We start from the raw sequence: 25,430 nt of genomic DNA, 5'->3' as shown, positions 1-25,430 counted from the left end.
TCGTTATTTGGCGAACGATAACACCGGTAGATTGTTAACTTTGTGGTTGTAAATAGCGCATTGATTGTAAAAATTAGAGAATTGTTCATTTATTGGTTGTACCTATCATTGCTTTTTATTACTGTACTTCTAAACTAGTTCACTGATTTTTGATGCGGGCAATATGGACCAACAATCTTCCTCTTCAAGAGAGCACTTTAGCTCTCGTTTGGGTTTTATTTTAGCAGCGGCGGGTGCAGCTGTTGGCTTAGGTAATATTTGGGGTTTCCCAACTCAAGTTGCCAGTAACGGCGGTGGCGCTTTTCTGCTTGTTTACCTAATCATGATTTTCGTGGTTGCTTTCCCGATGCTGGTGGTTGAGATGGCGATTGGCCGCCATGGTCAAGCGAACCCTGTCGATAGTATGCGCTCGTTGACGACAAATCCGTTAGGTAAGAAAGTCGGTGAATTTGTCGGTTGGATTGGCCTAAGTGTCCCAAGTGCCGTGTTGGCATTTTATAGTATTGTTGGAGGCTGGTTGATCTGCTTCCTCATTGGTGCTGTCGCTGATCTGATAGGTCTAGAGGCTGTTGCTGATTGGTTTAAAGGCTTCAGTGTTGAGCGAAATGTATTTGGCACTGTCGCATTCTATGTGCTGACTATCTTGATTGTTCAGGGCGGTGTTAAGCAAGGTATCGAGAAATGGTCGACTCGTTTGATGCCTGCGCTGTTTGTTTTGTTTGGCTTACTGTTTGTTTACATCATGACCCAAGCTGGCGCGATGGAAGGCCTGAAACATTACCTAGTTCCAGACTTTGAGAAAGTTTGGGACAGAAAACTGATTCTAGCGGCAATGGGGCAAGGTTTCTTCTCGCTGACTATTGGCGGTTGCTCGATGTTGGTTTATGGCTCTTACTTAAGTAAGAAAGAGAACCTGCCAAAAATGGCAATGAACGTTACCTTAGTCGATACTGCTGTTGCGTTTATTGCGGGTTTAGTCGTCATGCCTGCAATGTTTGTAGCGATGCAGAAAGGGGTACAAATCTACGCTGAAGATGGCTCATTATTAAGCTCTGACACGCTAGTATTTACGGTTCTGCCTTTGATGTTTGATAGCTTAGGCGTACTTGGTCAGATCTTCGCAATTGTCTTCTTCTTGTTGCTAACGATTGCTGCTCTTACTTCTTCAATTTCGATGCTGGAAGGACCTGTAGCGCTAGTGAGTGAGCGTTTCAATACAAGACGAACGCCAACAAGCTGGGTGATTGGTGGTGCCATCGCATTGTTCAGTGTGGTGATTGTTTACAACTTTGCCGCGATGTTTGGCATGGTGGCGATGATTGCGACTCAGTACCTTCAACCGATTGCTGCACTGATGTTCTGCGTGTTTGGTGGTTGGGTATGGAGTCGAGCTTCTAAGGTGAAAGAGCTTGAGCAAGGTTGCCCTGATTTCCAATTGGGTTGGTTTGGTAAAGTTTGGCCAATGTATGTGAAGTTTGTGTGCCCAATCCTAGTCGCAACGGTTATCTGGGCATCTTTCGGCTAACGCTGATCCCTATCTGGACTCTCTGTAAACCCTCAGAAGAACTTGAAACGTTAAGCACAAAGCCACTCATAAAGAGTGGCTTTGTTGTTTTTAAGTGGCACGAACAAGATAGAAAAAAGGCGCTGAACATAATAGTCAGCGCCTTCGTATTTCTAGTTAAGCAATCGTGATTACTTAATTTCCATACCTTGAGCCTGTAAGTCTGCATGGTAAGAAGAACGTACAAACGGACCACAAGCGGCGTGAGTGAAGCCTAGCTCTAGAGCAATTTCTTTCAGCTCATCGAACTCAGAAGGCGGCACGTAGCGTTCTACTGGTAAGTGGTGACGGCTTGGTGCTAGGTATTGGCCTAGTGTCAGCATCGTTACACCATGTTCACGAAGGTCTTTCAGTACTTGAACGATCTCTTCTTTCGTCTCACCAAGGCCCATCATCACCCCTGATTTTGTTGGGATAGTTGGGTGCTGCTCTTTGAATTTCTTCAATAGATCAAGAGACCATTTGTAGTTCGCACCTGGACGCGCTTTGCGGTATAGACGCGGCGCTGTCTCTAGGTTGTGGTTGAAAACATCTGGCGGGTTGTCTTTCATTAGATCAAGTGCCACATCCATACGACCACGGAAGTCTGGTACCAGCGTTTCGATACGAATATTTGGGTTTTGCTCGCGAATTTCACGGTTACAGTCAGCAAAGTGTTGGGCACCGCCGTCACGCAAGTCATCACGGTCAACTGAAGTGATTACTACGTACTTCAGTTTCATGTCTTTAATCGTCTTAGCCAGTTTCTTCGGCTCTTCTGCTTCAGGAGCAACAGGGCGACCATGGGCAACATCACAGAACGGGCAGCGACGAGTACAGATAGCGCCAAGAATCATAAACGTTGCCGTACCGTGGTTAAAACACTCGGCTAGGTTAGGGCAAGACGCTTCTTCACAAACTGAGTGCAGGTTGTTTTTACGCATTGCTGATTTGATTTCTTGAATACGATGGCTGTCTGAAGGAAGTTTAATCTTCATCCATGCAGGCTTACGTAGAACTTCTTTCTGTTCAGCAGGCATATTCTTTACGGGAATTAATGCCATTTTGTCAGCGTCACGATATTTAACGCCTTTTTCCATTTGGATTGGTTTGCTCATGATTTTATGCTTCTGCTGTAATGTTACTGGTGGCTTGAATGTCTACTTGGTCATAGCCGAGTAGTTCTACTAGCTCTTGTATTAACTGTTGCTCAACGTTTTCTAGTTCACTTGGTCCGCCGAGTTGGCTTACCTGCGCCATTTCCATGCCTTGGTAACCGCATGGGTTAATACGTAGGAATGGAGACAGGTCCATATCGACGTTGAGTGCTAACCCGTGGAACGAGCAGCCACGTCGAATACGTAATCCGAGTGAGCAGATTTTCTTGCCATCGACATAGACACCAGGAGCGTCAGGTCGGGCAGTTGAATTTATATTGTAAGCTTTCAGAGTGTTGATTACGAGGTTCTCAATATGAGTCACCAAATCACGTACTCCGAATTTTTTGCGGCGGATGTTAATCAAAAAGTAAGCGACTAACTGACCTGGGCCGTGATAAGTCACTTGGCCACCGCGATCGCTTTGAATGACAGGGATATCACCAGCATTTAGTACATGCTCGGCTTTGCCTGCTTGTCCTTGAGTGAAGACAGGGTTGTGTTCAACCAACCAAACTTGGTCTACGTCTTCTTCTGTACGTTCGTCTGTGAACTTATGCATGGCTTTCCATACAGGTTCGTAATCCTGACGGCCTAATTTTTTTACGATTAGCTTATTTTGCAAAGTAGCACTCCCCCAAGGATTAATAAAGTGAACGCATTATAAACGCGAAACATGATTCTAACTACAGACGGACTGCAAGGTTTTTCAACTTTCTTTGTGTTTATTGAAAATTAAGTTGAATGAATTTGACCTAGATAGGGTGCTTCAAACAAAAACAGCGGCAATAAGCCGCTGTTTTTCATGTGTAATCGGAGATTACAGAACCATACGAACGATTTCTATCTCGCCCAGTTCTTTATAAAGCGTTTCTACTTGCTCAATTGAAGTCGCCGTAATATTTATAGAAACAGAGTGGTAGTTACCTTTCGCACTCGGTTTTAGCGTTGGGCTGTAGTCACCAGGAGCGTGACGCTGGATCACTTCTAGCACTAGCTCAGTAAGTTCTGGCTTTGCATAGCCCATTACTTTGTAAGTGAATGAACAAGGGAACTCTAAGAGATCTTTTAGTTTTGCATCAGAATTGATGTTCATGAATAGCTCCAAAAGGCTAGACTCTCGCAAATTGGCGAAATGTCGATAAAAAGCGTGTTCGGTCAACAGACACGAGTAATAGGGCGGAATATTACGTGTAAATATCTCTGAACTCAAGATCAACAAAAGCCGCACATGGCGGCTTTTAGTTCGTCAATGAGTAAATAATGAACTTACTCATTGAGTTAGCTTTGCACTGAGCTTGTGTATTGCTCAGTGCAAAGCTTTGACTGGTTTAGAATAACCCCTTAAACAGCAATACTAGGTAGTCCCATAGACGGCTAAATAAGCTGCCTTGGTCTACATCTTCAAGTGCAAGTAGTGGGTATTCAGCAACGTCTTCACCATCAACTTGGTAGAATAGTTTACCGACAACATCGCCTTTGCTAATTGGTGCTTCTAGTTCCTTTTCAAGAACGAAGCTTGCTTTTAGGTTCTTAGCTTGACCACGAGGTAGGGTAACGAAAGTATCTTCGTCGACACCTAGTGCAACTGTATCCTTGCTACCCATCCAGATCTTCTCTTCTACGAAGGTTTCACCGGCTGTGTGTGGCGCCACTGTTTCGAAGAAACGGAAGCCGTAGCTAAGCAGCTTTTTGCTTTCTGTTTTACGAGCGTTAGCATTTTTAGTTCCCATCACAACAGCAACTAGGCGCATTTTGCCTTCGGTTGCTGAGCTTACTAGGCTATAACCTGCCTTGCTTGTATGGCCCGTTTTGATGCCATCTACGTTCATGCTCTTATCCCATAACAGACCGTTACGGTTGTACTGGGTGATGCCGTTGTAAGTGAATTTTTTCTCTGAGTAGATACGGTACTCATCAGGAACATCGCGAATCAGCGCCTGACCAAGTAGCGCCATATCATAAGGTGTTGAGTATAGATTCGGGTTGTCTAGACCGTGCACGTTAGCAAAGTGCGTGTCTTTCATGCCGATAGAGCTTGCCCATGCGTTCATTAGGTCAACGAATGCATCTTCAGAACCAGCAATATGTTCAGCCATTGCAACAGTAGCATCGTTGCCTGATTGAATGATGATGCCACGGTTCAGTTCTTCCACTTTAACCGTTGTGCCCACTTCAATGAACATTTTCGATGAATCTGGGAAGTTTTTAGCCCAAGCATTCTCACTGATTACAACATCGTCGTTTAGATTGATGTTGCCACGTTCTAGCTCTTGGCCGATCACGTAGCTCGTCATCATCTTGGTTAAACTTGCTGGAGAAAGTTGAGTGTTCATCTCTTTCTCTGCTAGTACTTTGCCTGAATGGTAATCCATCAGAACAAAACCTTTAGCGGCGATTTGCGGTGCATCAGGGACTACAATTGGAGCGGCGAATGACGATATAGCTATCGTTGCAGAAAGAGCAACAGAAGTAGCAAAAATCGATTTAACAAGTTTATTAGATTTAATCATTTTGAATGCAATTATTTGGTGAACTATTCATATATTAACAGAATCACTCTGTCACACCAGAGCGCTGATTACCAGAAGTAACTGTTAGATTAATTAGCGGGTTAGTGTGTGTTTTTTTATATAAGCTGACGGGTAACCCATTAGCTTAACTTGTTCTAATTTCTCTTGAGTCAGAGCATAGTCATGAAATGGCCCAAGCATCAGACGGTAGTTATCGTCATTTGGCTGCAAGAACGTTGCTACAGCTAGCTTTTCACCTAGATCTTGGGCTAACTTCTCGGTTCTGTCTTCATGTGGAGAAGTGGCTACCTGAATAATAAATTGTGGCAAAGCGGCCTTTTTATTCGCGTCGGTTGGCATCGCTACGGTGATGACTTCTATCTCAACATTTGCGGTGCCGGTTCTCAACACATCGAGCTTATAAGCTGCCGCATAACTAAGGTCAATGATTCGGCCTTCATGGAATGGACCGCGGTCATTGATACGAACAATCGTCGTTTTATTGTTATCAGTATTCGTCACTTTTACATAGCTTGGAATTGGCAATGTTTTGTGCGCTGCCGACATGGAATACATGTCGTAGATCTCGCCGTTAGACGTTAAGTGACCATGAAATTTCTTACCGTACCAAGAGGCTTTGCCTTTCTCGGTAAAACCTTCGGTCTTCTTTACGATCTTGTAGTCTTCGCCACGCAAAGTGTAATCCGTGTTACCACCTAAACTATAAGGTTCATATTGAGGGTGAGCATCTTCTAGATGCTCCACCGAGATAGGTGCATCCGGTGCAATATCCGAATCAATATCGTAGCGACCGGTTGGCTTTTGTGAAGAGCAGCCGTTGATCAAAATCGCCAAGCCTAGAATAGAGGCTATTTTTTTGATTGGCAGCTCATCAACCAAAGATGCTTTTCTTTGAAATATTGTAATAGACATCGATTAGGTCGCCTTTGAAAATGCTTTTCTGTGTGTATGGATCGACATTAAAATACCAAAACCAGCCATAAGGGTAACCATTGAAGTACCGCCATAGCTGACGAGAGGTAGAGGAACACCAACCACGGGTAGAATACCGCTTACCATGCCAATGTTTACAAAGATATAAACGAAGAAGCTCAGTACAATACTGCCGCCCATCATTCGACCAAATGCTGTTTGCGCTTGGCTCGCGAGTACTAAACCCCGTCCAATAATGAATAGGTAGATAGCAAGCAAGAACAAAATACCAATCATGCCCCATTCTTCGGCTATTACCGCAAAAATGAAGTCAGTGTGACGCTCTGGAATGAATTCCAGTTGGGATTGAGTTCCTTGTAGCCAACCTTTTCCTGATATACCACCAGAACCTATCGCAATCTTACTTTGAATAATGTGGTAGCCCGCACCTAATGGATCTGATTCAGGCTCAAAAAGGGTTCTTACTCGTACTTTTTGATATTCACGCATCAAAAAGAACCATAAGATTGGGATAAATGCCCCTAACGCTATTGCGGCACTGGTAATGATTTTCCAACTTATACCAGCCAGGAATATCACGAAGATACCGGATGCGGCGATAAGGATAGATGTACCCAAGTCGGGTTGCTTAGCGATTAAAATGGTAGGTACAAACACCATCACTAGCGAGATCGCTAATGTTTGAAAGGTTGGCGGCAGTGATCGTTTACCGATAAATCGAGCCAGCATCAAAGGTACCGCAAGCTTTAATAGTTCAGAGGGTTGGAATCGAACAAAACCGAAATTTAACCAACGTTGGGCACCCTTAGATGCCTCACCAAAGAACAACACGCCCAAGAGTAAGATGACACCGCCTGCAAATAACAGCGGGGCCAAGGTTTCATACGTACGAGGCGAAAGTTGTGCTAAGAAGATCATGACACCTAAAGACAGCACCATACGCATTGCTTGGCGATCCATCATCGCAAGACTTTGTCCGCTGGCGCTGTACATGATCAATAAGGCAAAGCCCATCAACACCAGAATGCCAAGCAATAGCGGCAAGTCGATATGCAGCCGTTCAAATAGGGCTCTATTTCGTCCAGTAGAAGGATCAAGTTTCATTATTTTGTTGCCTTACTTTCATCTTCTTCAGCGAGAATAATATGGTCTAATATTTTTCTAACGACAGGGCCGCCATTTGATGAGCCACCACCTGCGTTTTCTAATACGATAGTCACAACCGCTTCTGGATCTTCAAAAGGAGCATAACCGGTAAAGAGTGCATGATCGCGTAAATGCTCTGCGATTTCGTCCGCGTTGTATTCTTCGTCTTCTTTGAGACCGAATACTTGCGCAGTTCCTGATTTACCAGCGGTTTGGTAAGACATCTTTTGGAATGAACGTCTTGCAGTACCTTTCTTACCGTGGTTTACCAGTCTCATGCCTTCTTGCGCGATATCCCAGTATTTCTGCTTAACACCAGTGATTGGAGGATAAGTTTCGATCTCTGATACCGTTTGGTCATCGAATGGCTGACCATTATCGATCGTCGCACGTAATAGGTGAGGCGCTGTTACTTCACCTTCGTTGACCAATACAGACGTGGCTTTAGCGATTTGCATCGGTGTTGCCGTCCAATAGCCTTGTCCGATACCAACAGGGATGGTGTCACCTTGATACCAAGGCACACGGTGTCTTGCCATTTTCCATTCACGAGTTGGCATGTTAGCTTTACTTTCTTCGTAAATATCAATGCCTGTGTAGTCACCAAAGCCGAATAGCATCATCCATTGAGATAAACGGTCGATACCTAGATCAAAGGAGATTTGGTAGAAGAAGGTATCAACTGATTCTTCAATCGCTTTCTCTATATCAACAACACCGTGTCCCCAACGTAACCAGTCGCGAAACGGCTTGGTTTTGGAGTTAGGTATTTTCCAATAGCCTGGATCATTACGCGTTGTATTCGGTGTAATCACACCTTCTTGTAGAGCAGCAACGGCAATAAACGGTTTGATCGTAGAAGCTGGTGGATAAATACCCAATGTGGCACGGTTAACCAAAGGTCGATCTTTGTTCTGTAGTAGAGCGTTATAACCTTTAGAGGAGATACCATGTACAAAGGCATTTGGGTCGTAGCTTGGGCTAGACACCATTGCTAACACGCCATTGTCTTTCGGGTCAAGAACGATGGCAGAGCCACGGCGTCCATCGAGCAGTTTGTGCACGTATAACTGAAGATTGATGTCTAAGTTAAGTACAATATCTTTACCCGGAACCGAAGGGACAAATTTTAGTGTGCGAATGACTCGTCCACGGCTGTTTACTTCAACTTCTTGATAACCCGCGGTGCCGTGCAGCATGTCTTCGTAGTAGCGCTCAATACCAAGTTTACCGATGTCACGTGTTGCTTTGTAATTGGCGTCTTTTTCTTCTCGTACTAAGCGTTGTATATCGCGATCATTGATGCGCGATACATAGCCAATAACGTGAGTCAGTACATCACCATACGGATAAAAACGTTTTAATGTGCCTGTTACCTCAACACCCGGAAATTTATGCTGGTTTACAGAGAAGACCGCAACTTGCTCTTCGGTGAGCTGATTTAGAATAGGCACTGACTTGAAGCGTCGTGAATTGCGGCGGTCACGATTAAAACGCTCGATACGTTCAGGTGGAATCTCGATTAACGTTTGTAGACGGACGAGCGTGTCATCCATATCTTTGATTTTTTCGGGCGTAATTTCTAGGTTGAAAACGGGGCGGTTTTCGGCAAGAAGTACACCGTTGCGATCGTAAATCAAACCACGGTTAGGTGCGATTGGAACGACCTTGATACGGTTGTCGTTAGAACGGGTTTTATAGTCTTGATATTGGTTGACCTGAATGTTGTACAGGTTAACAACCAACATCGACATCATGACTATGATCCCCGCAAACGCAACAAAAGCACGACTAGTAAATAGTCGTGCTTCTGCTTTGTAATCACGGATTTGGCTACGTTTACGTAACATTAACGCTTATTCTCGATGATAAGGGTGGTTAGCAGTAATGCTCCAAGCTCTATACAAGCTTTCAGCCATGATAACGCGTACTAATGGGTGAGGGAGAGTAAGCGCCGATAGAGACCAGCTTTGGTCTGCAGCCGCTTTACACGCAGGTGCTAATCCTTCAGGCCCGCCAATAAGGATAGAAACGTCGCGTCCATCCAACTTCCAACTTTCCAATTGCTCTGCCAGTTGTGGGGTATCCCACTTTTTACCTGGGATATCAAGCGTGACAATGCGGTTGCCTTTTGGCACTGCTGCCAACATTGCTTCGCCTTCTTTTTGAAGAATACGTGCAATATCAGCATTTTTACCACGTTTTCCCGCAGTGATCTCAATGAGTTCTAATGGCATATCATGGGGGAAGCGGCGTTTATATTCTTTAAAGCCTTCTTCAACCCACTTTGGCATTTTTGTACCAACTGCGATTAACTGGATCTTCAACGCTTAGCCCCAAAGTTTTTCTAGTTGGTACAGCTCACGATGTTCTTCTTGCATAACATGAAGCATGCTTGTTCCCATATCTAGAACAACCCATTCACCTTCTTGCTGCCCGTCCATGCCTAGTGGTTGCATACCAGCTTTACGCACTTCATCGGCAACGTGTTGTGCGATAGAGGCAACATGGCGCTTAGAGGTGCCAGTACAAACAATCATGTAATCAGTAACACTTGACTTGCCTTCTACATCGATAGTAACAATCGATTCTGCTTTCATGTCGTCGGCTTTGTCTGCAAGAAAATCTTTTAGTTCTTCACGTAACACGGGGTGTTCCTTTAATCTGAATTTAGCTTTTTAGGATCTGTTGACCCTAGAATATACCACGCTTTTATGCGTGAAATGGGATTGAAGCTGAAGGGATACAAAACTCTACGCTTAACTGATGAATTAGTGGCCAAGGCGACTGTTCATATTGAGTTTTTGTCATCAATTCGGCTTGAGTCAGCAACGCAAACAACGAATGTAATTGAGAAATCGAAACTCTTGTTAGCGCAGCGTTATAAAGAGGCTTTTTAGATTGCCAGATACGGTGTTTTTCGAATACTTGGCCGATCGGCATCTGTTTCATTTGTTGCTGCATTTGTAATAGCAAGGCAAGTTCACGTTGTATGCTACGCAGTAAAATGACTGGCTCTACACCTTCAGCTTCCAGTTGCCTTAGAATTCGTTGTGCACGATTACCTTTTCCAGCCAGTAACGCGTCACTCCAATGGAATGGAGTAAAGTGGTTGTGGCGGCTCAGTGATTCTTCTAAGCGTACTAGGGTAAGTTTTCCGTCAGGGTATTGGAGCGCTAGCTTTTCTAGGCTTTGAGTGAGAGCAAATAGGTTACCCTCGTGCCATTGTGCCAGCATTTGAATCGCTTCAGGGTCTGGAGATAAGCCTATTTGACGGCAGCGCGCTTGGACAAACTGAGGTAAGCGGCTGACATCTGGCGTTAGGCAACTGATCCAGTGACCCTGATTAGACAGTGCTTTAAACCATTTAGCACTTTCTTGAGCCTTGGTTAGCTTCGTACCAATCAAGACCAACAGAATATCGCTGTGGATATGCTCTGAGATTGCCAGTAACTCTTTGGCTATAGCTGCATTGACTCCTGATTCCGGCAGCTCAAGCTCGATGATTTGACGGCTAGAGAACAGGCTTAATGCTTGAGTACAGTCATAGACTTGATTCCAGTCCAGACTGTTATCAATAGCAAAGCGGTGACGTTCATCAAAGCCTTGCTGTTTTGCAACCTTTTGAATCGCTTCTCGACTCTCTTGTAACAGCAGAGGCTCGTTACCGAAAATGAGGTAAACATTACTTAGCTGTTTAGCAAGTTGCTCTGATAAGCGGTCAGCAAAAATACGCATCAAATAAACCTATTGTTCAGCTGATTCGACGGGCTCTGTCGTTTCCGTAGAACTTGGATCTATTTCGACATTCTTGATGTTGTATTGTTTCTCAAGCTCTTTCACTTGAACCTGTTCAAGCTGGTCTAGGTTCATACTATCAGCTGAAATGTTCGCTTTTAGTCGAGCCATCTGACGAAGAATTTGGCTTGTTGCAAGCTTACGCATTTCATCTTCAATCATGTCGCGCTCAACCGATTTTGCGAGTGCCGTTAGCGGGTTATCTAGGTAACTACGAGTCACGCTGGTTGAGAATGTTTTTGAACCTAGATCGGGAATGGTCACTCGATATGAAGCGTAGAACGTCAGCTCAATTTCTGCTGCTCGAGTATTCTGATAAAGAGATAAAGTTCGTTCGCCAACACCCTCACTAATAATGTGCAAGTTAGGTGTGTTCTCAGCCGGTGGCACAATTTCTACATCATTCATACGCAGCTGGCCTTTCATCATACGTGTGAACGTACTGTATTGGTCGTAACTGGTCACAGAGATCTTGTTGAGCTCTTCTGGTACGGAGTAATCACCACGTAGGTGGAAACCACAGGCACTCAGTAGGCTAACGGTTAAAACAACAACAGTAACTTTCAATGAAGATAGTGAAATCAGGCGCATTATTTGATGGCTCTCATGAAGGTAGAATACTTATTTAAAGGCTTTAATTCGTTAGAATTGTTGAGCTATGAATCTAAAGCGCTTAAATAAGTAGACAGGGCGATGTCGCACCCTGTCTAAAGACTGCTGAAAACAAAATAAGTTCGCTTCAGCAGTTATATGTGCAGACTAAAGCTGGTTCGCTTTAATCTGCAACTGTTAGTTTGCCAATGTTAGCTAGCAAATATTAGTTAGCTACGATGTTTAAAAGTTTACCAGGTACGAAGATAACTTTACGAATCGTTAAGCCATCTAGGAACTTCATAGCGTTTTCATCGTTTAGACCAAGTTCACGAACTTGCTCTTCTGTCGCGTCAGCTGCAACCGCTAGTTTCGCTCGTAGCTTACCGTTGATCATGACAACGATAGTCTTCTCGTCTTCAACTAGTGCTTTCTCGTCAAACGTTGGCCATGTTGCTGAGTCTACGTTTGATTCACCCAGAGCAATCCACATTTCGTAAGAGATGTGTGGAGTCATTGGGTAAAGCATGCGTACTACCGCTTTTAGCGCTTCATCAAGGATTGCACGATCTTGTACAGATTCTTGAGGTGCTTTCGCTAGCTTGTTCATCAGTTCCATGATTGCAGCGATGGCTGTGTTGAACGTTTGGCGACGGCCGATATCGTCCGTTACTTTCGCGATAGTCTTGTGAATATCACGACGAAGTGCTTTCTGGTCACCAGATAGCGCAGAAGCGTCAACAGCTTCAGCCGCACCCTTAGCAGAGTGAGCGTGAACCAGTTTCCAAACACGCTTAAGGAAGCGGTTTGCACCTTCAACGCCAGACTCTTGCCACTCAAGCGTCATATCTGCAGGTGATGCAAACATCATGAATAGACGTACTGTATCAGCACCGTACTTGTCTACCATCTCTTGTGGGTCTATACCGTTGTTTTTAGACTTAGACATTTTGATCATGCCTGAGTGCTCAACGTCGCGGCCTTGGTTGTCTACAGCTTTTTCAATGCGACCTTTCGCGTCACGGTCGATAGTCACGTCAGTTGGAGCAATCCACTCTTTCGTGCCTTTCTCGTTCGTGTGGTAGAACGCATCAGCCAGAACCATGCCTTGACATAGAAGCTGCTTGAACGGTTCATCAGATGTCACGTAACCCGCATCGCGTAGCAACTTGTGGAAGAAACGAGAGTAAAGCAGGTGCATACATGCGTGCTCGATACCACCAACGTATTGGTCAACTGGCAACCAGTAGTTTGCTTTCTCTGGATCTAGAATGTCGTCAGCTTGTGGTGAACAGTAACGTGCGTAGTACCATGAAGATTCCATGAACGTATCGAACGTATCAGTTTCACGTAGCGCTGGTTCGCCATTGAATGTTGTTTCAGCCCAAGATTTATCTGCCTTGATTGGGCTAGTTACGCCATCCATTACCACGTCTTCTGGAAGAATGACTGGCAGTTGGTCTGCTGGTACTGGGTGAACTTCACCGTCTTCAGTGGTTACCATTGGGATTGGAGCACCCCAGTAACGCTGACGAGATACACCCCAGTCACGCAGACGGAAGTTTACAGTCTTCTTACCTTTGCCTTCTGCTTCAAGCTTCGCAGCAATTGCATCGAATGCTTCTTGGAACGCAAGACCATCGAATTCGCCAGAATCGAACAGTACACCTTTCTCAGTGTAAGCCGCTTCAGACACATCTAGCTCAGAACCGTCTTCAGGTTTGATTACTGGGATGATATCGATGCCGTACTTAGTTGCGAATTCGTAGTCACGTTGATCGTGAGCGGGAACCGCCATTACCGCACCTGTGCCGTAGTCCATAAGAACGAAGTTCGCTACGTAAACAGGAACAACACGACCGTTAAGAGGGTGGATAGCCGTTAGGCCAGTATCCATACCTTTCTTTTCCATCGTTGCTAGTTCAGCTTCAGCCACTTTGGTGTTACGACATTCTTCAACGAATGCTGCAAGCTCAGGGTTGTTCTGTGATGCTTTCTCTGCAAGAGGGTGACCTGCAGCTATACCAACGTAAGAAACACCCATTAGTGTGTCTGGACGTGTTGTGTACACTTCTAGTGGCGCTTCTTCACCGTTAACAGCGAAAGACAGCTCAACACCTTCAGAGCGGCCGATCCAGTTACGCTGCATGGTTTTCACCATTTCAGGCCAACCTTCTAGGTTGTCTAGGTCGTCTAGTAGCTCTTGAGCGTATTCAGTGATCTTAATGAACCACTGTGGGATCTTCTTTTGTTCTACTGGAGTGTCACAACGCCAGCAGCAACCGTCTTCTACTTGCTCGTTCGCTAGTACAGTTTGGTCGTTTGGACACCAGTTAACAGAAGAAGTCTTCTTGTAAACTAGGCCTTGTTCGTAAAGTTTAGTGAAGAACTCTTGTTCCCAACGGTAGTACTCAGGAGTACACGTTGCGAATTCACGTTTCCAGTCGTAACCAAAGCCTAAAAGTTTAAGCTGGTTTTTCATGTATTCGATGTTTTCGTAAGTCCACGGTGCAGGCGCTGTGTTGTTTTTTACAGCTGCATTTTCTGCAGGTAGGCCGAATGCATCCCAACCGATTGGTTGCATTACGTTTTTGCCTTGTAGACGTTGGAAACGAGATACCACATCACCGATGGTGTAGTTACGCACGTGACCCATATGCAGTCGGCCACTTGGGTACGGGAACATAGAAAGACAGTAGAATTTTTCTTTATTTGGGTCTTCACTTACAACGAAAGTCTCGCTGTCATCCCAGTGTTGTTGAACCTTTTGTTCAATCTCTTGCGGGTTATATTGTTCTTGCATCGATGGTATCCGGTTATCTTGGAATTTGTGAGTTCGGTTAGAACAGAATCTTACAGATCGTCATAGAATACCTAAAGGAGCTTAGTACAACAATAGTTATACCCTTCATACTTGCAGTTGCAGCACGGTTGATTGCGTAAATTCAACCAAATTACTTAGGACAGCTATACTTAAGGGTATGAATTGCATTTGTTTGTTAGGGACTGGTCGCTTCACTTAAGGTCAGTTCACTAAGATAAAGCTTGGTCATCTTAAGGAGGTCGTTATGCCGAAGAAAAAAGCACTCTATGAAGAAGTCGTCGAAGAGGTGATAGAAACGCTGAAGCATAGTCCTGAAGAGCTTAACAACAAAATAGAAACGTCAGGTAAATATGCGAAAGCAGCCAATGATATGACCAAAGATGAGCTCTCATTGATCTCTGCCTACGTGAAGTCGGACTTAAAAGAGTTTTCCGAAAGTTATGAAGAGAGTAAAGGTGGTTCATTTTATTTAATGATCACAGATTCTATTTGGCAAGGACTCTTGGATATCACTGATCGCACTAAGGTTGAATGGGTTGAACTGTTTCAAGACTTAGAACATCAAGGCTTGTATCAAGCTGATGAGGTTATTGGGCTCGGGACACTTGTCTGTGATGAGTGTGGGCATCAAACCGAATATAACCACCCAACGACGATTATTCCGTGTATTAAATGTGGCTCGACAGGGTTTAGCCGCAAAGCGCTTAAGCCGTAAATACTGGCGGCATAGCATCTTCAACTTTACACCGTAGTAATAAAAAGGGTTGACTGAATCAGCCAACCCTCAACAACTTTCCGTCGAATCTCGAATCTCGAATCTCGAATCTCGAATCTCGAATCTCGAATCTCGAATCTCGAATCTCGAATCTAGTCTTTTCTTCTCATAAACCAGCCAGCTACCAAACTAAGCAACGCCCAGATATACAGTGGCCAAGTACCGACCACGTGATAAGGGGTTTGACCATCCGTTGAAATGAGTTCAGCTTTCAATACTGCGGTTTCAAACTGCGGTATTTGCTTGATGATCCTGCCTTTGTGATCCGTTACTGCCGTTACACCATTGTTGGTGGAGCGAATCAGCGGCTTACCCAGCTCCAGAGCACGCATCTGTGCGATTTCCATATGTTGCAACGGGCCAATAGAACGACCAAACCACGCATCGTTAGAGAGTGTTAAGATAAAGTCAGTTTCATCTGTTACGTTCTGCCTAACTTGGTCATTAAAGATGATCTCATAACAAAGCGCCGGTGCTAGATGACGTCCATTTGCCACGATGTTTGGTTGAACAAAGTCGCCACGGCTAAATGATGACATTGGCAAATTAAAGAAAGGTGCTAATGGGCGCAGGATATCTTCAAACGGAACAAACTCACCAAACGGTAACAGGTGGTGTTTATGGTAGCGTTCGTCTGGATCGTAGCTGTACTCACCATATGGATTAACACCAAGAGAAAGAACACTGTTGTAGTATTTCTTATCTTCAGACTGGTTAAGCACACCAGTAATGATCGAGCTGTTGTTCATCTTCGCTGCGCTATCTAAGTTACGTAGGAAAGATGGGATCTCAACTTCGAATGCTGGAATAGCCGCTTCAGGCCAGATGATGATATCCGCTCCCCAATTTTCTCTGCTTAGGTCGGTGTACTTCATCATGGTTGGCCAGCGATGACTCGGCAGCCATTTGCTGTCTTGATCGACGTTGCCTTGTATTAAGACGACTGACGTTGTTTTTTCAGGGTTCGGCGTGACCCAATCGATGTTGCGAATACCAAAGCCAGCGCAAAATACGACAGCGGGAATAATAGCGATACTCCATGCCCTGTTAACAATCGCATAAGCGAATGCAGAGGCTGAAACAATGATCGCTAGAGTTACTAGCTCTACGCCGCCAATCGGTGCAAATGAACCTAATGGTGAATCGATTTGGCTGTAACCTAGCCATAACCACGGGAAGCCAGTCATTACCCAACCACGCAGCCAATCACTGATTAACCACAATGCAGGAGCCGCGAGGAAAAAGCGGCTTAGGTTATTAGCAGGGAAGTACTTGTTTAAACTCCAAGTAAATAGGCCGGAGTAGACCGAAAGATAACCGACAAGCAATGCCATTAAGAATAAATTGGCAGCCAGAGGCATTCCGCCAAAGCCATCAATACTGACGTATACCCAACTAATACCAGTCGTGAATTGGCCTAAGCCCCATGCGTAACCAATCCAAAGCGCACTTTTAGTAGAACGGTTGTGGATCAGTAACAGCAACAAAGCTGGGCTGAGAATAGCAAGAGGCCATATTGAATATGGAGCGAATGAAAGGGTTGTTATAGCGCCAACAAAAACGGCCGCAAGCGGCCGTAATAGGCGATGAATAAAGGTCTTAGTCATCTAATTTCTGTCATCTCTTTAGAGAGAAGTTGTTATTCTTCGATAGTCGGAAGAGGCTGCTCGTCAGGGATGGTTACCTGTAGCTGAATCACACGACGGTTATCTGCTGATGTTATTTTGAAATGGTAGTTTCCGATTTCTACAATTTCGCCACGAACAGGCAGATGACCGAGTGCTGTCATTACCATACCACCCACAGTATCGACTTCATCATCACTGAAGGAAGTGTTAAACGTATCGTTGAACTCTTCAATGGTGGTTAAAGCTTTAACCGAATAGGTATGCTTACTCAGCTTACGAATATCTAGCTCTTCTTCATCGTCGAACTCGTCTTCAATTTCACCAACGATTTCTTCGAGGATATCTTCAATGGTTACCAGGCCAGAAACACCGCCAAACTCATCGACAACAATAGACATGTGGTAACGCTCTTCTTGGAACTCCTTGAGCAGGCGATCAACTCGCTTACTTTCAGGAACAACCACGACAGGGCGAATCACTTGTTCGATATCAAATGGGGCACTTTCTGAACCCAAATACTTAAGTAGGTCCTTCGCTAATAGAATGCCTTCAACATGGTCTTTATCTTCACTGATCACTGGGTAGCGAGAGTGTTGAGCATCAGTAATAAGCGCAATCAATGTATCTAAATCATCGGTGCGTTCAACTGTAACCATTTGAGAGCGAGGCAGCATGATATCGCGTACTCGCATCTCTGAAATTTCCATAACACCCTCGAGCATGTCGCGTGTGTCGTGGTCAATTAGGTCATTAATTTCTGAGTCGCGGATTACATCTACGAGCTCTTGGCGATCTTTTACTTCACCTTGAAATAGTTGGCCTAGGCGTTCAAAGAAGGACTTTCTACTCGGACCTTCAGATTTTTTACTTCCCTCAGAAGTGGGGGGGTTACCTTCGTTCATGATTTCTCAAAAAATAACGCTATCAGAAGTGTGATAGCACACGTTACAACTCAGATTCCTGCGAAAATCACAGGTTCGATGAGTTATTGTTTCTCTGCAACCTACTTTACTAGAATCAATTTACTTTTCTAGAATATACGGGTCTTCAAACCCCATAGTTTGCATGATTTCTGTCTCGAGTGACTCCATCTCTTCAGCTTCATCATCTTCGATATGATCATAACCTAGCAGATGCAGACTGCCATGTACAACCATATGAGCCCAGTGTGCTAGCAGAGGCTTATTTTGCTCTTCTGCTTCTTTTTCGACAACTTGGCGGCAAATAATGAGGTCACCCAGTAGATCTAATTCCATTCCTGGTGGTGCTTCAAATGGGAAAGACAGCACGTTAGTTGGCTTATCTTTTCCACGATAGTCATGATTGAGCTGGTGGCTCTCTTCTGTATCAACAATACGAACGGTGAGCTCGGCATTCTCTTGAAACTGAGGAATTGTCTTATCTAACCAAAGCTGAATATCTTGCTCAGTTGGAAGTCCTTGCTCATTTTCGACCGCTATTTGCAGGTCTAGTTCAATAGACATCTATTTATCACCTTGTTCTGTAATTACAGAGCTATTTTGTGTTGCTAATTGTGTCGTAACGGCTTGCTGAGCTTCAAGAAGTTTGGCTTCACGCTCTTCACGTTTGCGCTTTTCAAACTCTTTGCGCTCTTTCTGGTCTTTTGCTTCCCACTTCTCGTACGCATTGACGATACGAGCAACGACAGGGTGGCGAACGACGTCTTCAGAGATGAAGAAGTTAAAGCTAATGTCATCCACTTCGTTGAGTACTTCAGTTGCATGACGTAGACCTGACTTAGCTCCACGAGGTAAATCGATTTGTGTAATATCACCAGTGATCACAGCGCGTGAGTTAAAACCGATACGGGTTAAGAACATCTTCATCTGTTCTACCGTGGTGTTTTGGCTCTCATCAAGAATGATAAACGCATCATTTAATGTACGACCACGCATGTAAGCCAGTGGCGCAACTTCAATCACGTTGCGCTCAATCAGCTTTTCAACACGCTCGAAGCCAAGCATCTCAAACAGTGCATCGTAAAGTGGACGCAAATATGGGTCTACTTTTTGGCTTAAATCACCCGGTAGGAAACCAAGCTTCTCACCGGCTTCAACTGCAGGGCGAGTCAGCAGAATTCGGCGAACCTCTTGGCGTTCAAGTGCATCAACCGCAGCCGCAACAGCTAAGTATGTTTTACCAGTACCAGCAGGTCCAATACCAAAGGTGATGTCATGAGTTACCATGTTCATTAGGTATTGAGCTTGATTGGGTGTGCGTGGTTTGATGACGCCTTTTTTAGTCTTAATGGTCACTTCTTTGCCGTAGTCGATTTCAGACTCGACGTGTTGCTCCAAAATGCCAGACTCAGTGACCGCCAGATGTACTTGCTCTGGTTCGATATCGATTATGTTGCCTTTAACTGGAGCCGTTTCAACATAGAGGTGTTTGATGATGTCTAAAGCTGCGGCAGTTGTGTGAGGCTTACCGACAATGGTGAAAAAGTTGCTACGGTAATTAATCTCAACACCCAGACGACGCTCAAGGTGCTTGATGTTGTCGTCAAATGGTCCGCATAAACTTGCCAAGCGCTTGTTGTCTGCTGGCTCTAGATTTATCTCTAAGGTAACGATTTTATTGCTCAAATTAGCCTCTCATTTTGTGCCACTCACTCTTAAATAAAAAAAAGAGCAAGAAGCCCGATTTAGACCGGGCTTCTGATGGTGATTCCCTATTTCTAAGATGGTCACTTAGTTAGGTAATTTCAAGCTTTGTGTTTGAGCTTTGTGCTCAAACAGTTGTATTACCTATGGCGTAAACGTGGCTACACCTAGCTCGTCTTCACGTTTTGTTTTTTCCATCATTTCTGCTGGAGACATTACAACGCGTAGACCCATGTCTTTTTCTGTGCGAACTAGCTCACCACGTAGTGAGTTGGTGTAAACCTCAGTGATCTTCACGTCTACGAACTGACCGATTAGGTCTGCAGAACCTTCGAAGTTCACAACACGGCTGTTTTCAGTACGGCCACGCAGTTCCATTAGATTCTTTCTTGATGGACCTTCAACAAGGATACGCTGCTCTGTGCCTAGCATTAGGCGAGAGAAACGCATAGCTTGTGTGTTGACTGTCTGTTGCAGCTCCCACAGGCGATCTTTCTTCTCTTGTGCTGGTACATCACATGGGTAATCTGCGGCAGGTGTACCTGGACGAGGAGAGAAAACAAAGCTGAAGCTCATATCGAAATCAACTTCTTTAATTAGCTTCATTGTATCTTGGAAGTCTTGCTTAGATTCACCAGGGAAACCAACAATAAAGTCAGAGCTGATTTGAATATCAGGACGAGCTTTACGAAGTTTGCGGATAATAGACTTGTACTCGATTGCCGTATGCGGGCGTTTCATCATCGTAAGAATACGGTCACTACCACTTTGTACAGGCAAGTGTAAGAAGCTCACTAGCTCTGGCGTATCTTTGTAAACTTCAATGATGTCATCACCAAATTCAAGCGGGTGGCTTGTAGTGAAACGAATACGGTCGATACCATCGATAGACGCAACTAGGCGAAGTAGTTCTGCAAATGTGCAGATGTCGCCTTCGTAAGTAGGGCCACGGAATGCGTTTACGTTTTGGCCTAGTAGGTTTACTTCACGTACGCCTTGCTCTGCCAGTTGTGCAACTTCGTAGAGCACATCATCCATTGGACGGCTAACTTCTTCACCACGAGTATATGGAACAACACAGTAAGTACAGTACTTAGAGCAGCCTTCCATGATAGAAACGTAGGCTGTTGCACCGTCTGCTTTAGGTTCCGGCAAGTTATCGAACTTTTCGATCTCAGGGAATGAGATATCCATTACTGGCTTTTCGTTAGACAGTGATGACTTAATCATCTCTGGCAGACGGTGTAATGTTTGTGGGCCAAAGATAACGTCTACGTACGGTGCTCGTTGACGAATGTGATCGCCTTCTTGAGTTGCTACACAGCCACCCACACCGATCACTACACCTTCTTTTTTATCTTTAAGCGTTTTCCAACGACCAAGCTGGTGGAATACTTTTTCTTGCGCTTTTTCGCGGATAGAACAAGTATTCAATAGTAGTACGTCTGCTTCCTCAGGTACTTCAGTTAGCTCGTAGCCATTTGCAGCGTTAAGCAGGTCGGCCATTTTTGATGAATCGTATTCATTCATCTGACAGCCCCAAGTTTTAATTAGCAGTTTCTTACTCATTATATGTTCGCTCGATCGTTAGTTTAATTTAAGGGAGCAAATCGCCCATTATTCATCCGCCAGTAGTGTTTGTCATAATTCGGTATTCAATTTTATGACTGGCTCTAGCGGCAAGCGGCGTATTGTACTGGTTTCAAAACCGACTGACTAGTAGTCTGAACAAATCTCTTATGTAGTGGTTTTTATTATTGTTAACGCCATATACCATAAGGGATAACCCTTTTTTCGAATAAGGTTTTTGGTTACAAGTTAGTTATGAAAAAGTACAATCAAAAACAGTCAAAGAATCAAACTGATAAGTACAAAATATGAACAGTTACGATATTGTGGTAGTCGGTGGCGGCATGGTTGGCGCAGCAACAGCGGTCGGCTTTGCGAAGCAAGGGCTGAGTGTTGCGGTGATCGAAGGTTTTGCCCCACAAGCTTTTGGTGAGTCACAAGCGATGGATACTCGTGTGTCTGCGATTTCTCAAGCATCGGTCGATTTACTTGAAGGTCTTGGTGCGTGGCAAAGTATCGCAGCGATGCGCGTGTGTTCTTACAAGCGTTTAGAAACGTGGGAGCATCCAGAGTGTCGTACTCGATTTGATGCTGCATCACTGGATCTGCCCCGTCTAGGCTATATCGTTGAGAATAGGCTCATTCAACTAGGATTATGGTCTCAATTTGATGCCTACGACAATCTCGAACTGTTATGCCCAGAAAAGCTGGATGAGATTGAGTTTGGTGAAACCAATATCGTTAAGCTTCAATCAGGAGCTGAATTATCAGCGAAGTGGGTGGTTGGGGCTGATGGCGCGAACTCAGCCGTTCGTCAGCAAGCTGGAATTGGTATTACAGCGTGGGATTACCGACAACACTGCATGCTTATCAATGTCGAAACCGAGCAGCCTCAACAAGATATTACTTGGCAGCAATTCCTACCAAGTGGTCCTCGTTCATTTTTGCCATTGTGTTCTCTAACCTCTGACGGTCAAGAAGTCGGGCAGGGATCGTTGGTTTGGTATGACTCCCCATCTCGTATAAAACAATTATCATCGATGAGCCCTGAAAAGCTGCGTAATGAAGTACTCGCTAACTTTCCTAAAGAGCTAGGTGATATCAAGGTATTGAATTCTGGATCTTTTCCTCTGACACGACGTCATGCTCAATCATACTCGAAGAATAATTGTATTTTAGTCGGAGATTCAGCGCATACGATTAACCCTTTAGCAGGGCAGGGGGTTAACTTGGGCTTTAAAGATGTGGCTGCACTATTGGATATCACCAAAGAGAAAGGTGAATTGAATCAATCTGTGGCGAGACGCTATGAAGTGATCAGAAGAGGTGACAATCTAATGATGCAAAGTGGCATGGACTTCTTCTATAAAACGTTCAGTAATGACATTGGCCCGTTAAAGTTTGTCCGCAATGCTGCACTAAAGTTAGCAGAAAACTCAGGGCCGATTAAAGCTCAAGTCTTGAAATACGCCTTGGGCCTTTAAAACGGTTAGATCAGGTTGTTTATATAGAGAAGGAGAGCCGATGCTCTCCTTTTTTGTTTTTGTTGTAATGCTTATTGTTGCTGAGTGACACAAACTGGTGCATCAAGGTCTAACGAGTAACCGGTATAGGTCAGAGAACCATCTTCAATGTTACGCGTGAATGAGGTGATGCTGTTGGAGTGCTGGTTTGCGGAGATAAGCCATTGTCCGTCATTAGTGATATGAAAGTCGCGAGGGAACTTGCCTTCAATATCGTAACTGTCCATAAATATGAGCTTTTGAGTAGTTGAATCTATTCGAAAACAACTGATTCTTGATTGATGTCGGCAAGATACGTAAAGGAATTGCTCATCTGGCGATAGCTTAATTGCAGCCGCGGCTTCTCCTTTCTCCGTATTAGGAAGTGCGTCAACCTCTTCCACAATATTCCACAGCCCTAAAGACTTCTCCAAAATCAATATCGTTTCCGAGAGCTCACACACCACATAGGCTTTATCTTCAGCTTGGTTAAAGACTAGGTGACGAGGTCCATTCCCTGCTGGCACTTTAATAGACTGCATTGGCTCATCAAGGAATTCTTCTTGTTCTTCGTCGAAGCAATAGAAGTTGATTCGATCGGCTCCGAGATCGACGGTAACAAACTGCGGAGAGTTATTCAGGAAAAGGCTTTGATGAGCATGTGGGCCAGTTTGTCTTTCTTTGTTCGGCCCTGAGCCAACCATTTTGAGAGTTTTGAGTCGTTTATCGATATTACCATTGATACTTAAACTAAAGATATCGAATGTCCCTGACGAGTATTGCGATGTAATAGCAAACTTATTGTGGGGATCTATCGCAACGTGGCAGGGGTGATCCCCCGAGATGAGGCCTGTATTGGACGTGATTTGTGAGTCAACATTAGGTATATGAATGAGCTTCGGTTGTTTCTTTTGCTCAACCTCAGCTGCTGTATAGATTCCAGACTTTGTCGCGGTGATAAAAGAGGGGTTATGACATTCGGCAATAAGCTCTAGAGGTAATAGTTTTCCTGTTTCTAGATCTAACTGAGTTTGATAGACACCTTGGCTATTACTTGGAGAATCTGTGTAGCAACCGATCGTTAAAGGGAGGGTTTTCATAGGTAGTCATACTCAGTTAGGAAATGGAGCAGACATTGTCTAATAAAATCGCAGTAAAAGTGAGGTTATAGAAGAGAATACTTGGTGACTTGGCTTGCAGATTTACATATTCCAGATAAAACAAAACCCAGCTAAAAAGCTGGGTTTCATTCAATGATGGTGCGGTCGGAGAGACTTGAACTCTCACACCTCTCGGCGCCAGAACCTAAATCTGGTGCGTCTACCAATTCCGCCACGACCGCAGCAAAGCTTTTACTCTAGCGAAGAGTATAGTCATATCGACATTGGTGATTCAATATAACGTTGTTTGTACTTTTTCTTTCATAAAGAAAGAATGGTGGCTACTGCGGGATTCGAACCTGCGACCCCATCATTATGAGTGATGTGCTCTAACCAACTGAGCTAAGTAGCCAATAATGAATTTTATGTATTCACTATTTTATCTCTAATTAAAGAGAAATAATGGTGCGGTCGGAGAGACTTGAACTCTCACACCTCTCGGCGCCAGAACCTAAATCTGGTGCGTCTACCAATTCCGCCACGACCGCAGCAAAGCTTTCCTCTCTACTAAGCAAAGAGCTTAGCGAAGAGTATATAGTTAAGAAGACTTATGGTTTGTCTAAGTAACGTTGTAATGGCTGGGCTACCTGGATTCGAACCAGGGAATGCTGGCATCAAAAGCCAGTGCCTTACCGCTTGGCGATAGCCCAACAGGATATCAATTAAGACATCTAAATAATGGTGCGGTCGGAGAGACTTGAACTCTCACACCTCTCGGCGCCAGAACCTAAATCTGGTGCGTCTACCAATTCCGCCACGACCGCAGCAAAGCTTTTACTCTAGCAAAGAGTATAGTTAAGAAGACTTATGGTTTGTCTAAGTAACGTTGTAATGGCTGGGCTACCTGGATTCGAACCAGGGAATGCTGGCATCAAAAGCCAGTGCCTTACCGCTTGGCGATAGCCCAACAGGATATCAATTAAGATATCTAAATAATGGTGCGGTCGGAGAGACTTGAACTCTCACACCTCTCGGCGCCAGAACCTAAATCTGGTGCGTCTACCAATTCCGCCACGACCGCAGCAAAGCTTTTACTCTAGCAAAGAGTATAGTTAAGAAGACTTATGGTTTGTCTAAGTAACGTTGTAATGGCTGGGCTACCTGGATTCGAACCAGGGAATGCTGGCATCAAAAGCCAGTGCCTTACCGCTTGGCGATAGCCCAACAGGATATCAATTAAGATATCTAAATAATGGTGCGGTCGGAGAGACTTGAACTCTCACACCTCTCGGCGCCAGAACCTAAATCTGGTGCGTCTACCAATTCCGCCACGACCGCAGCAAAGCTTTCCTCTCTACTAAGCAAAGAGCTTAGCGAAGAGTATATAGTTAAGAAGACTTATGGTTTGTCTAAGTAACGTTGTAGTGGCTGGGCTACCTGGATTCGAACCAGGGAATGCTGGCATCAAAAGCCAGTGCCTTACCGCTTGGCGATAGCCCAACAGGATATCATTTAAGATATCTAAATAATGGTGCGGTCGGAGAGACTTGAACTCTCACACCTCTCGGCGCCAGAACCTAAATCTGGTGCGTCTACCAATTCCGCCACGACCGCAGCAAAGCTTTTACTCTAGCGAAGAGTATAGTCATATCGACATTGGTGATTCAATATAACGTTGTTTGTACTTTTTCTTTCATAAAGAAAGA

21 protein-coding genes and 11 tRNA genes are annotated in these 25,430 nt (G+C 44.5%); 3 read left to right on the top strand and 29 right to left on the bottom strand.

What is annotated here, in order from left to right:
- Positions 1-163 precede the first annotated feature (163 nt).
- A complete protein-coding gene (locus AC3CHU_RS12480) occupies positions 164-1,525 on the top strand; it encodes a sodium-dependent transporter (RefSeq protein ID WP_488524645.1) in 1,362 nt (453 codons plus the stop codon).
- A 170-nt stretch (positions 1,526-1,695) separates the two neighbouring features.
- On the opposite strand, the gene lipA is transcribed toward AC3CHU_RS12480, so the two are convergent.
- The 12 genes from lipA to leuS form a co-directional block, all read right to left on the bottom strand.
- Positions 1,696-2,661, bottom strand: coding sequence for a lipoyl synthase (gene lipA, locus AC3CHU_RS12475; protein WP_004735240.1), 966 nt, complete (start codon positions 2,659-2,661; stop codon positions 1,696-1,698).
- Positions 2,662-2,665: 4 nt separating this feature from the next.
- Entirely contained in the window at positions 2,666-3,325 is a 660-nt protein-coding gene (gene lipB, locus AC3CHU_RS12470) for a lipoyl(octanoyl) transferase LipB (RefSeq protein ID WP_017079937.1), read from the bottom strand.
- Between the two features lie 195 nt (positions 3,326-3,520).
- Entirely contained in the window at positions 3,521-3,796 is a 276-nt protein-coding gene (gene ybeD, locus AC3CHU_RS12465) for a DUF493 family protein YbeD (protein ID WP_017079938.1), read from the bottom strand.
- A gap of 235 nt (positions 3,797-4,031) precedes the next feature.
- On the bottom strand, positions 4,032-5,213 hold the full coding sequence (locus AC3CHU_RS12460; RefSeq protein ID WP_488524644.1) for a serine hydrolase: 1,182 nt from the start codon (positions 5,211-5,213) through the stop codon (positions 4,032-4,034).
- Positions 5,214-5,306: 93 nt separating this feature from the next.
- Positions 5,307-6,146, bottom strand: a complete 840-nt coding sequence (locus tag AC3CHU_RS12455; RefSeq protein ID WP_146457503.1) for a septal ring lytic transglycosylase RlpA family protein — start codon at positions 6,144-6,146, stop codon at positions 5,307-5,309.
- A 3-nt stretch (positions 6,147-6,149) separates the two neighbouring features.
- Positions 6,150-7,271: a rod shape-determining protein RodA gene (gene rodA, locus AC3CHU_RS12450; protein ID WP_488524643.1), complete on the bottom strand. Its 1,122-nt coding sequence runs from the start codon at positions 7,269-7,271 to the stop codon at positions 6,150-6,152.
- The gene (gene mrdA, locus AC3CHU_RS12445; RefSeq protein ID WP_054548034.1) at positions 7,271-9,163 is read right to left on the bottom strand and encodes a penicillin-binding protein 2; all 1,893 of its coding nucleotides are present in this window, start codon (positions 9,161-9,163) and stop codon (positions 7,271-7,273) included. Before mrdA ends, rodA begins: the two co-directional genes overlap by 1 nt.
- A 6-nt stretch (positions 9,164-9,169) precedes the next feature.
- Positions 9,170-9,640, bottom strand: coding sequence for a 23S rRNA (pseudouridine(1915)-N(3))-methyltransferase RlmH (gene rlmH / locus AC3CHU_RS12440; RefSeq protein WP_004735246.1), 471 nt, complete (start codon positions 9,638-9,640; stop codon positions 9,170-9,172).
- A 3-nt stretch (positions 9,641-9,643) separates the two neighbouring features.
- A complete protein-coding gene (rsfS, locus tag AC3CHU_RS12435) occupies positions 9,644-9,961 on the bottom strand; it encodes a ribosome silencing factor (protein ID WP_004735247.1) in 318 nt (105 codons plus the stop codon).
- A gap of 64 nt (positions 9,962-10,025) precedes the next feature.
- Positions 10,026-11,051 (bottom strand): DNA polymerase III subunit delta, encoded by a 1,026-nt coding sequence (gene holA / locus AC3CHU_RS12430; protein WP_054548033.1) that lies wholly within the window; start codon positions 11,049-11,051, stop codon positions 10,026-10,028.
- Positions 11,052-11,060: 9 nt separating this feature from the next.
- On the bottom strand, positions 11,061-11,702 hold the full coding sequence (locus AC3CHU_RS12425; protein WP_488524642.1) for an LPS-assembly lipoprotein LptE: 642 nt from the start codon (positions 11,700-11,702) through the stop codon (positions 11,061-11,063).
- 226 nt (positions 11,703-11,928) lie between these two features.
- Complete coding sequence (gene leuS / locus AC3CHU_RS12420; RefSeq protein ID WP_488524641.1) at positions 11,929-14,505, bottom strand: leucine--tRNA ligase; 2,577 nt, start codon at positions 14,503-14,505, stop codon at positions 11,929-11,931.
- A 265-nt stretch (positions 14,506-14,770) separates the two neighbouring features.
- Here leuS and AC3CHU_RS12415 point away from each other — a divergent pair, with 265 nt between their 5' ends.
- Positions 14,771-15,241: a zinc ribbon-containing protein gene (locus AC3CHU_RS12415; protein ID WP_488524640.1), complete on the top strand. Its 471-nt coding sequence runs from the start codon at positions 14,771-14,773 to the stop codon at positions 15,239-15,241.
- A 152-nt stretch (positions 15,242-15,393) separates the two neighbouring features.
- Here AC3CHU_RS12415 and lnt read toward each other — a convergent pair whose 3' ends face one another.
- The 5 genes from lnt to miaB all read right to left on the bottom strand — a co-directional run bounded on the left by lnt (position 15,394) and on the right by miaB (position 21,122).
- Entirely contained in the window at positions 15,394-16,908 is a 1,515-nt protein-coding gene (lnt, locus tag AC3CHU_RS12410) for an apolipoprotein N-acyltransferase (RefSeq protein ID WP_488524639.1), read from the bottom strand.
- Between the two features lie 32 nt (positions 16,909-16,940).
- Entirely contained in the window at positions 16,941-17,831 is an 891-nt protein-coding gene (gene corC, locus AC3CHU_RS12405; RefSeq protein ID WP_004735253.1) for a CNNM family magnesium/cobalt transport protein CorC, read from the bottom strand.
- A gap of 120 nt (positions 17,832-17,951) precedes the next feature.
- A complete protein-coding gene (gene ybeY, locus AC3CHU_RS12400) occupies positions 17,952-18,413 on the bottom strand; it encodes an rRNA maturation RNase YbeY (RefSeq protein ID WP_065113503.1) in 462 nt (153 codons plus the stop codon).
- The gene (locus tag AC3CHU_RS12395) at positions 18,414-19,535 is read right to left on the bottom strand and encodes a PhoH family protein (protein ID WP_146457496.1); all 1,122 of its coding nucleotides are present in this window, start codon (positions 19,533-19,535) and stop codon (positions 18,414-18,416) included.
- 162 nt (positions 19,536-19,697) lie between these two features.
- Complete coding sequence (miaB, locus tag AC3CHU_RS12390) at positions 19,698-21,122, bottom strand: tRNA (N6-isopentenyl adenosine(37)-C2)-methylthiotransferase MiaB (RefSeq protein ID WP_146457494.1); 1,425 nt, start codon at positions 21,120-21,122, stop codon at positions 19,698-19,700.
- A 308-nt stretch (positions 21,123-21,430) separates the two neighbouring features.
- Here miaB and AC3CHU_RS12385 point away from each other — a divergent pair, with 308 nt between their 5' ends.
- Entirely contained in the window at positions 21,431-22,606 is a 1,176-nt protein-coding gene (locus AC3CHU_RS12385; protein ID WP_488524638.1) for a 2-octaprenyl-3-methyl-6-methoxy-1,4-benzoquinol hydroxylase, read from the top strand.
- Positions 22,607-22,677: 71 nt separating this feature from the next.
- Here AC3CHU_RS12385 and AC3CHU_RS12380 read toward each other — a convergent pair whose 3' ends face one another.
- From AC3CHU_RS12380 to AC3CHU_RS12325, 12 genes are all read right to left on the bottom strand, one after another.
- Positions 22,678-23,724 (bottom strand): lactonase family protein, encoded by a 1,047-nt coding sequence (locus AC3CHU_RS12380; protein ID WP_488524637.1) that lies wholly within the window; start codon positions 23,722-23,724, stop codon positions 22,678-22,680.
- Positions 23,725-23,881: 157 nt separating this feature from the next.
- Positions 23,882-23,966, bottom strand: a tRNA-Leu gene (locus tag AC3CHU_RS12375).
- A 93-nt stretch (positions 23,967-24,059) separates the two neighbouring features.
- Positions 24,060-24,136, bottom strand: a tRNA-Met gene (locus AC3CHU_RS12370).
- 51 nt (positions 24,137-24,187) lie between these two features.
- Positions 24,188-24,272, bottom strand: a tRNA-Leu gene (locus tag AC3CHU_RS12365).
- A gap of 87 nt (positions 24,273-24,359) precedes the next feature.
- Positions 24,360-24,434, bottom strand: a tRNA-Gln gene (locus AC3CHU_RS12360).
- A gap of 29 nt (positions 24,435-24,463) precedes the next feature.
- Positions 24,464-24,548 (bottom strand) — tRNA-Leu (locus tag AC3CHU_RS12355).
- Between the two features lie 68 nt (positions 24,549-24,616).
- Positions 24,617-24,691: transfer RNA gene (locus AC3CHU_RS12350), tRNA-Gln, on the bottom strand.
- Between the two features lie 29 nt (positions 24,692-24,720).
- Positions 24,721-24,805, bottom strand: a tRNA-Leu gene (locus AC3CHU_RS12345).
- A 68-nt stretch (positions 24,806-24,873) separates the two neighbouring features.
- Positions 24,874-24,948, bottom strand: a tRNA-Gln gene (locus tag AC3CHU_RS12340).
- A gap of 29 nt (positions 24,949-24,977) precedes the next feature.
- Positions 24,978-25,062 (bottom strand) — tRNA-Leu (locus tag AC3CHU_RS12335).
- 87 nt (positions 25,063-25,149) lie between these two features.
- Positions 25,150-25,224 (bottom strand) — tRNA-Gln (locus AC3CHU_RS12330).
- 29 nt (positions 25,225-25,253) lie between these two features.
- Positions 25,254-25,338: transfer RNA gene (locus AC3CHU_RS12325), tRNA-Leu, on the bottom strand.
- Positions 25,339-25,430: the final 92 nt, after the last annotated feature.

This window comes from Vibrio sp. QJM3NY_39 (assembly GCF_057785895.1).
This window is presented reverse-complemented; position numbering and strand designations above follow the sequence as displayed.

Coding starts and splice junctions, on each gene's coding strand:
- AC3CHU_RS12480 (WP_488524645.1), top strand. CDS start 164: ATGGACCAACAATCTTCCTCTTCAAGAGAGCACTTTAGCTCTCGTTTG.
- lipA (WP_004735240.1), bottom strand. CDS start 2,661: ATGAGCAAACCAATCCAAATGGAAAAAGGCGTTAAATATCGTGACGCT.
- ybeD (WP_017079938.1), bottom strand. CDS start 3,796: ATGAACATCAATTCTGATGCAAAACTAAAAGATCTCTTAGAGTTCCCT.
- AC3CHU_RS12460 (WP_488524644.1), bottom strand. CDS start 5,213: ATGATTAAATCTAATAAACTTGTTAAATCGATTTTTGCTACTTCTGTT.
- AC3CHU_RS12455 (WP_146457503.1), bottom strand. CDS start 6,146: ATGTCTATTACAATATTTCAAAGAAAAGCATCTTTGGTTGATGAGCTG.
- rodA (WP_488524643.1), bottom strand. CDS start 7,271: ATGAAACTTGATCCTTCTACTGGACGAAATAGAGCCCTATTTGAACGG.
- mrdA (WP_054548034.1), bottom strand. CDS start 9,163: ATGTTACGTAAACGTAGCCAAATCCGTGATTACAAAGCAGAAGCACGA.
- holA (WP_054548033.1), bottom strand. CDS start 11,051: ATGCGTATTTTTGCTGACCGCTTATCAGAGCAACTTGCTAAACAGCTA.
- AC3CHU_RS12425 (WP_488524642.1), bottom strand. CDS start 11,702: ATGCGCCTGATTTCACTATCTTCATTGAAAGTTACTGTTGTTGTTTTA.
- leuS (WP_488524641.1), bottom strand. CDS start 14,505: ATGCAAGAACAATATAACCCGCAAGAGATTGAACAAAAGGTTCAACAA.
- AC3CHU_RS12415 (WP_488524640.1), top strand. CDS start 14,771: ATGCCGAAGAAAAAAGCACTCTATGAAGAAGTCGTCGAAGAGGTGATA.
- lnt (WP_488524639.1), bottom strand. CDS start 16,908: ATGACTAAGACCTTTATTCATCGCCTATTACGGCCGCTTGCGGCCGTT.
- corC (WP_004735253.1), bottom strand. CDS start 17,831: ATGAACGAAGGTAACCCCCCCACTTCTGAGGGAAGTAAAAAATCTGAA.
- ybeY (WP_065113503.1), bottom strand. CDS start 18,413: ATGTCTATTGAACTAGACCTGCAAATAGCGGTCGAAAATGAGCAAGGA.
- miaB (WP_146457494.1), bottom strand. CDS start 21,122: ATGAGTAAGAAACTGCTAATTAAAACTTGGGGCTGTCAGATGAATGAA.
- AC3CHU_RS12385 (WP_488524638.1), top strand. CDS start 21,431: ATGAACAGTTACGATATTGTGGTAGTCGGTGGCGGCATGGTTGGCGCA.
- AC3CHU_RS12380 (WP_488524637.1), bottom strand. CDS start 23,724: ATGAAAACCCTCCCTTTAACGATCGGTTGCTACACAGATTCTCCAAGT.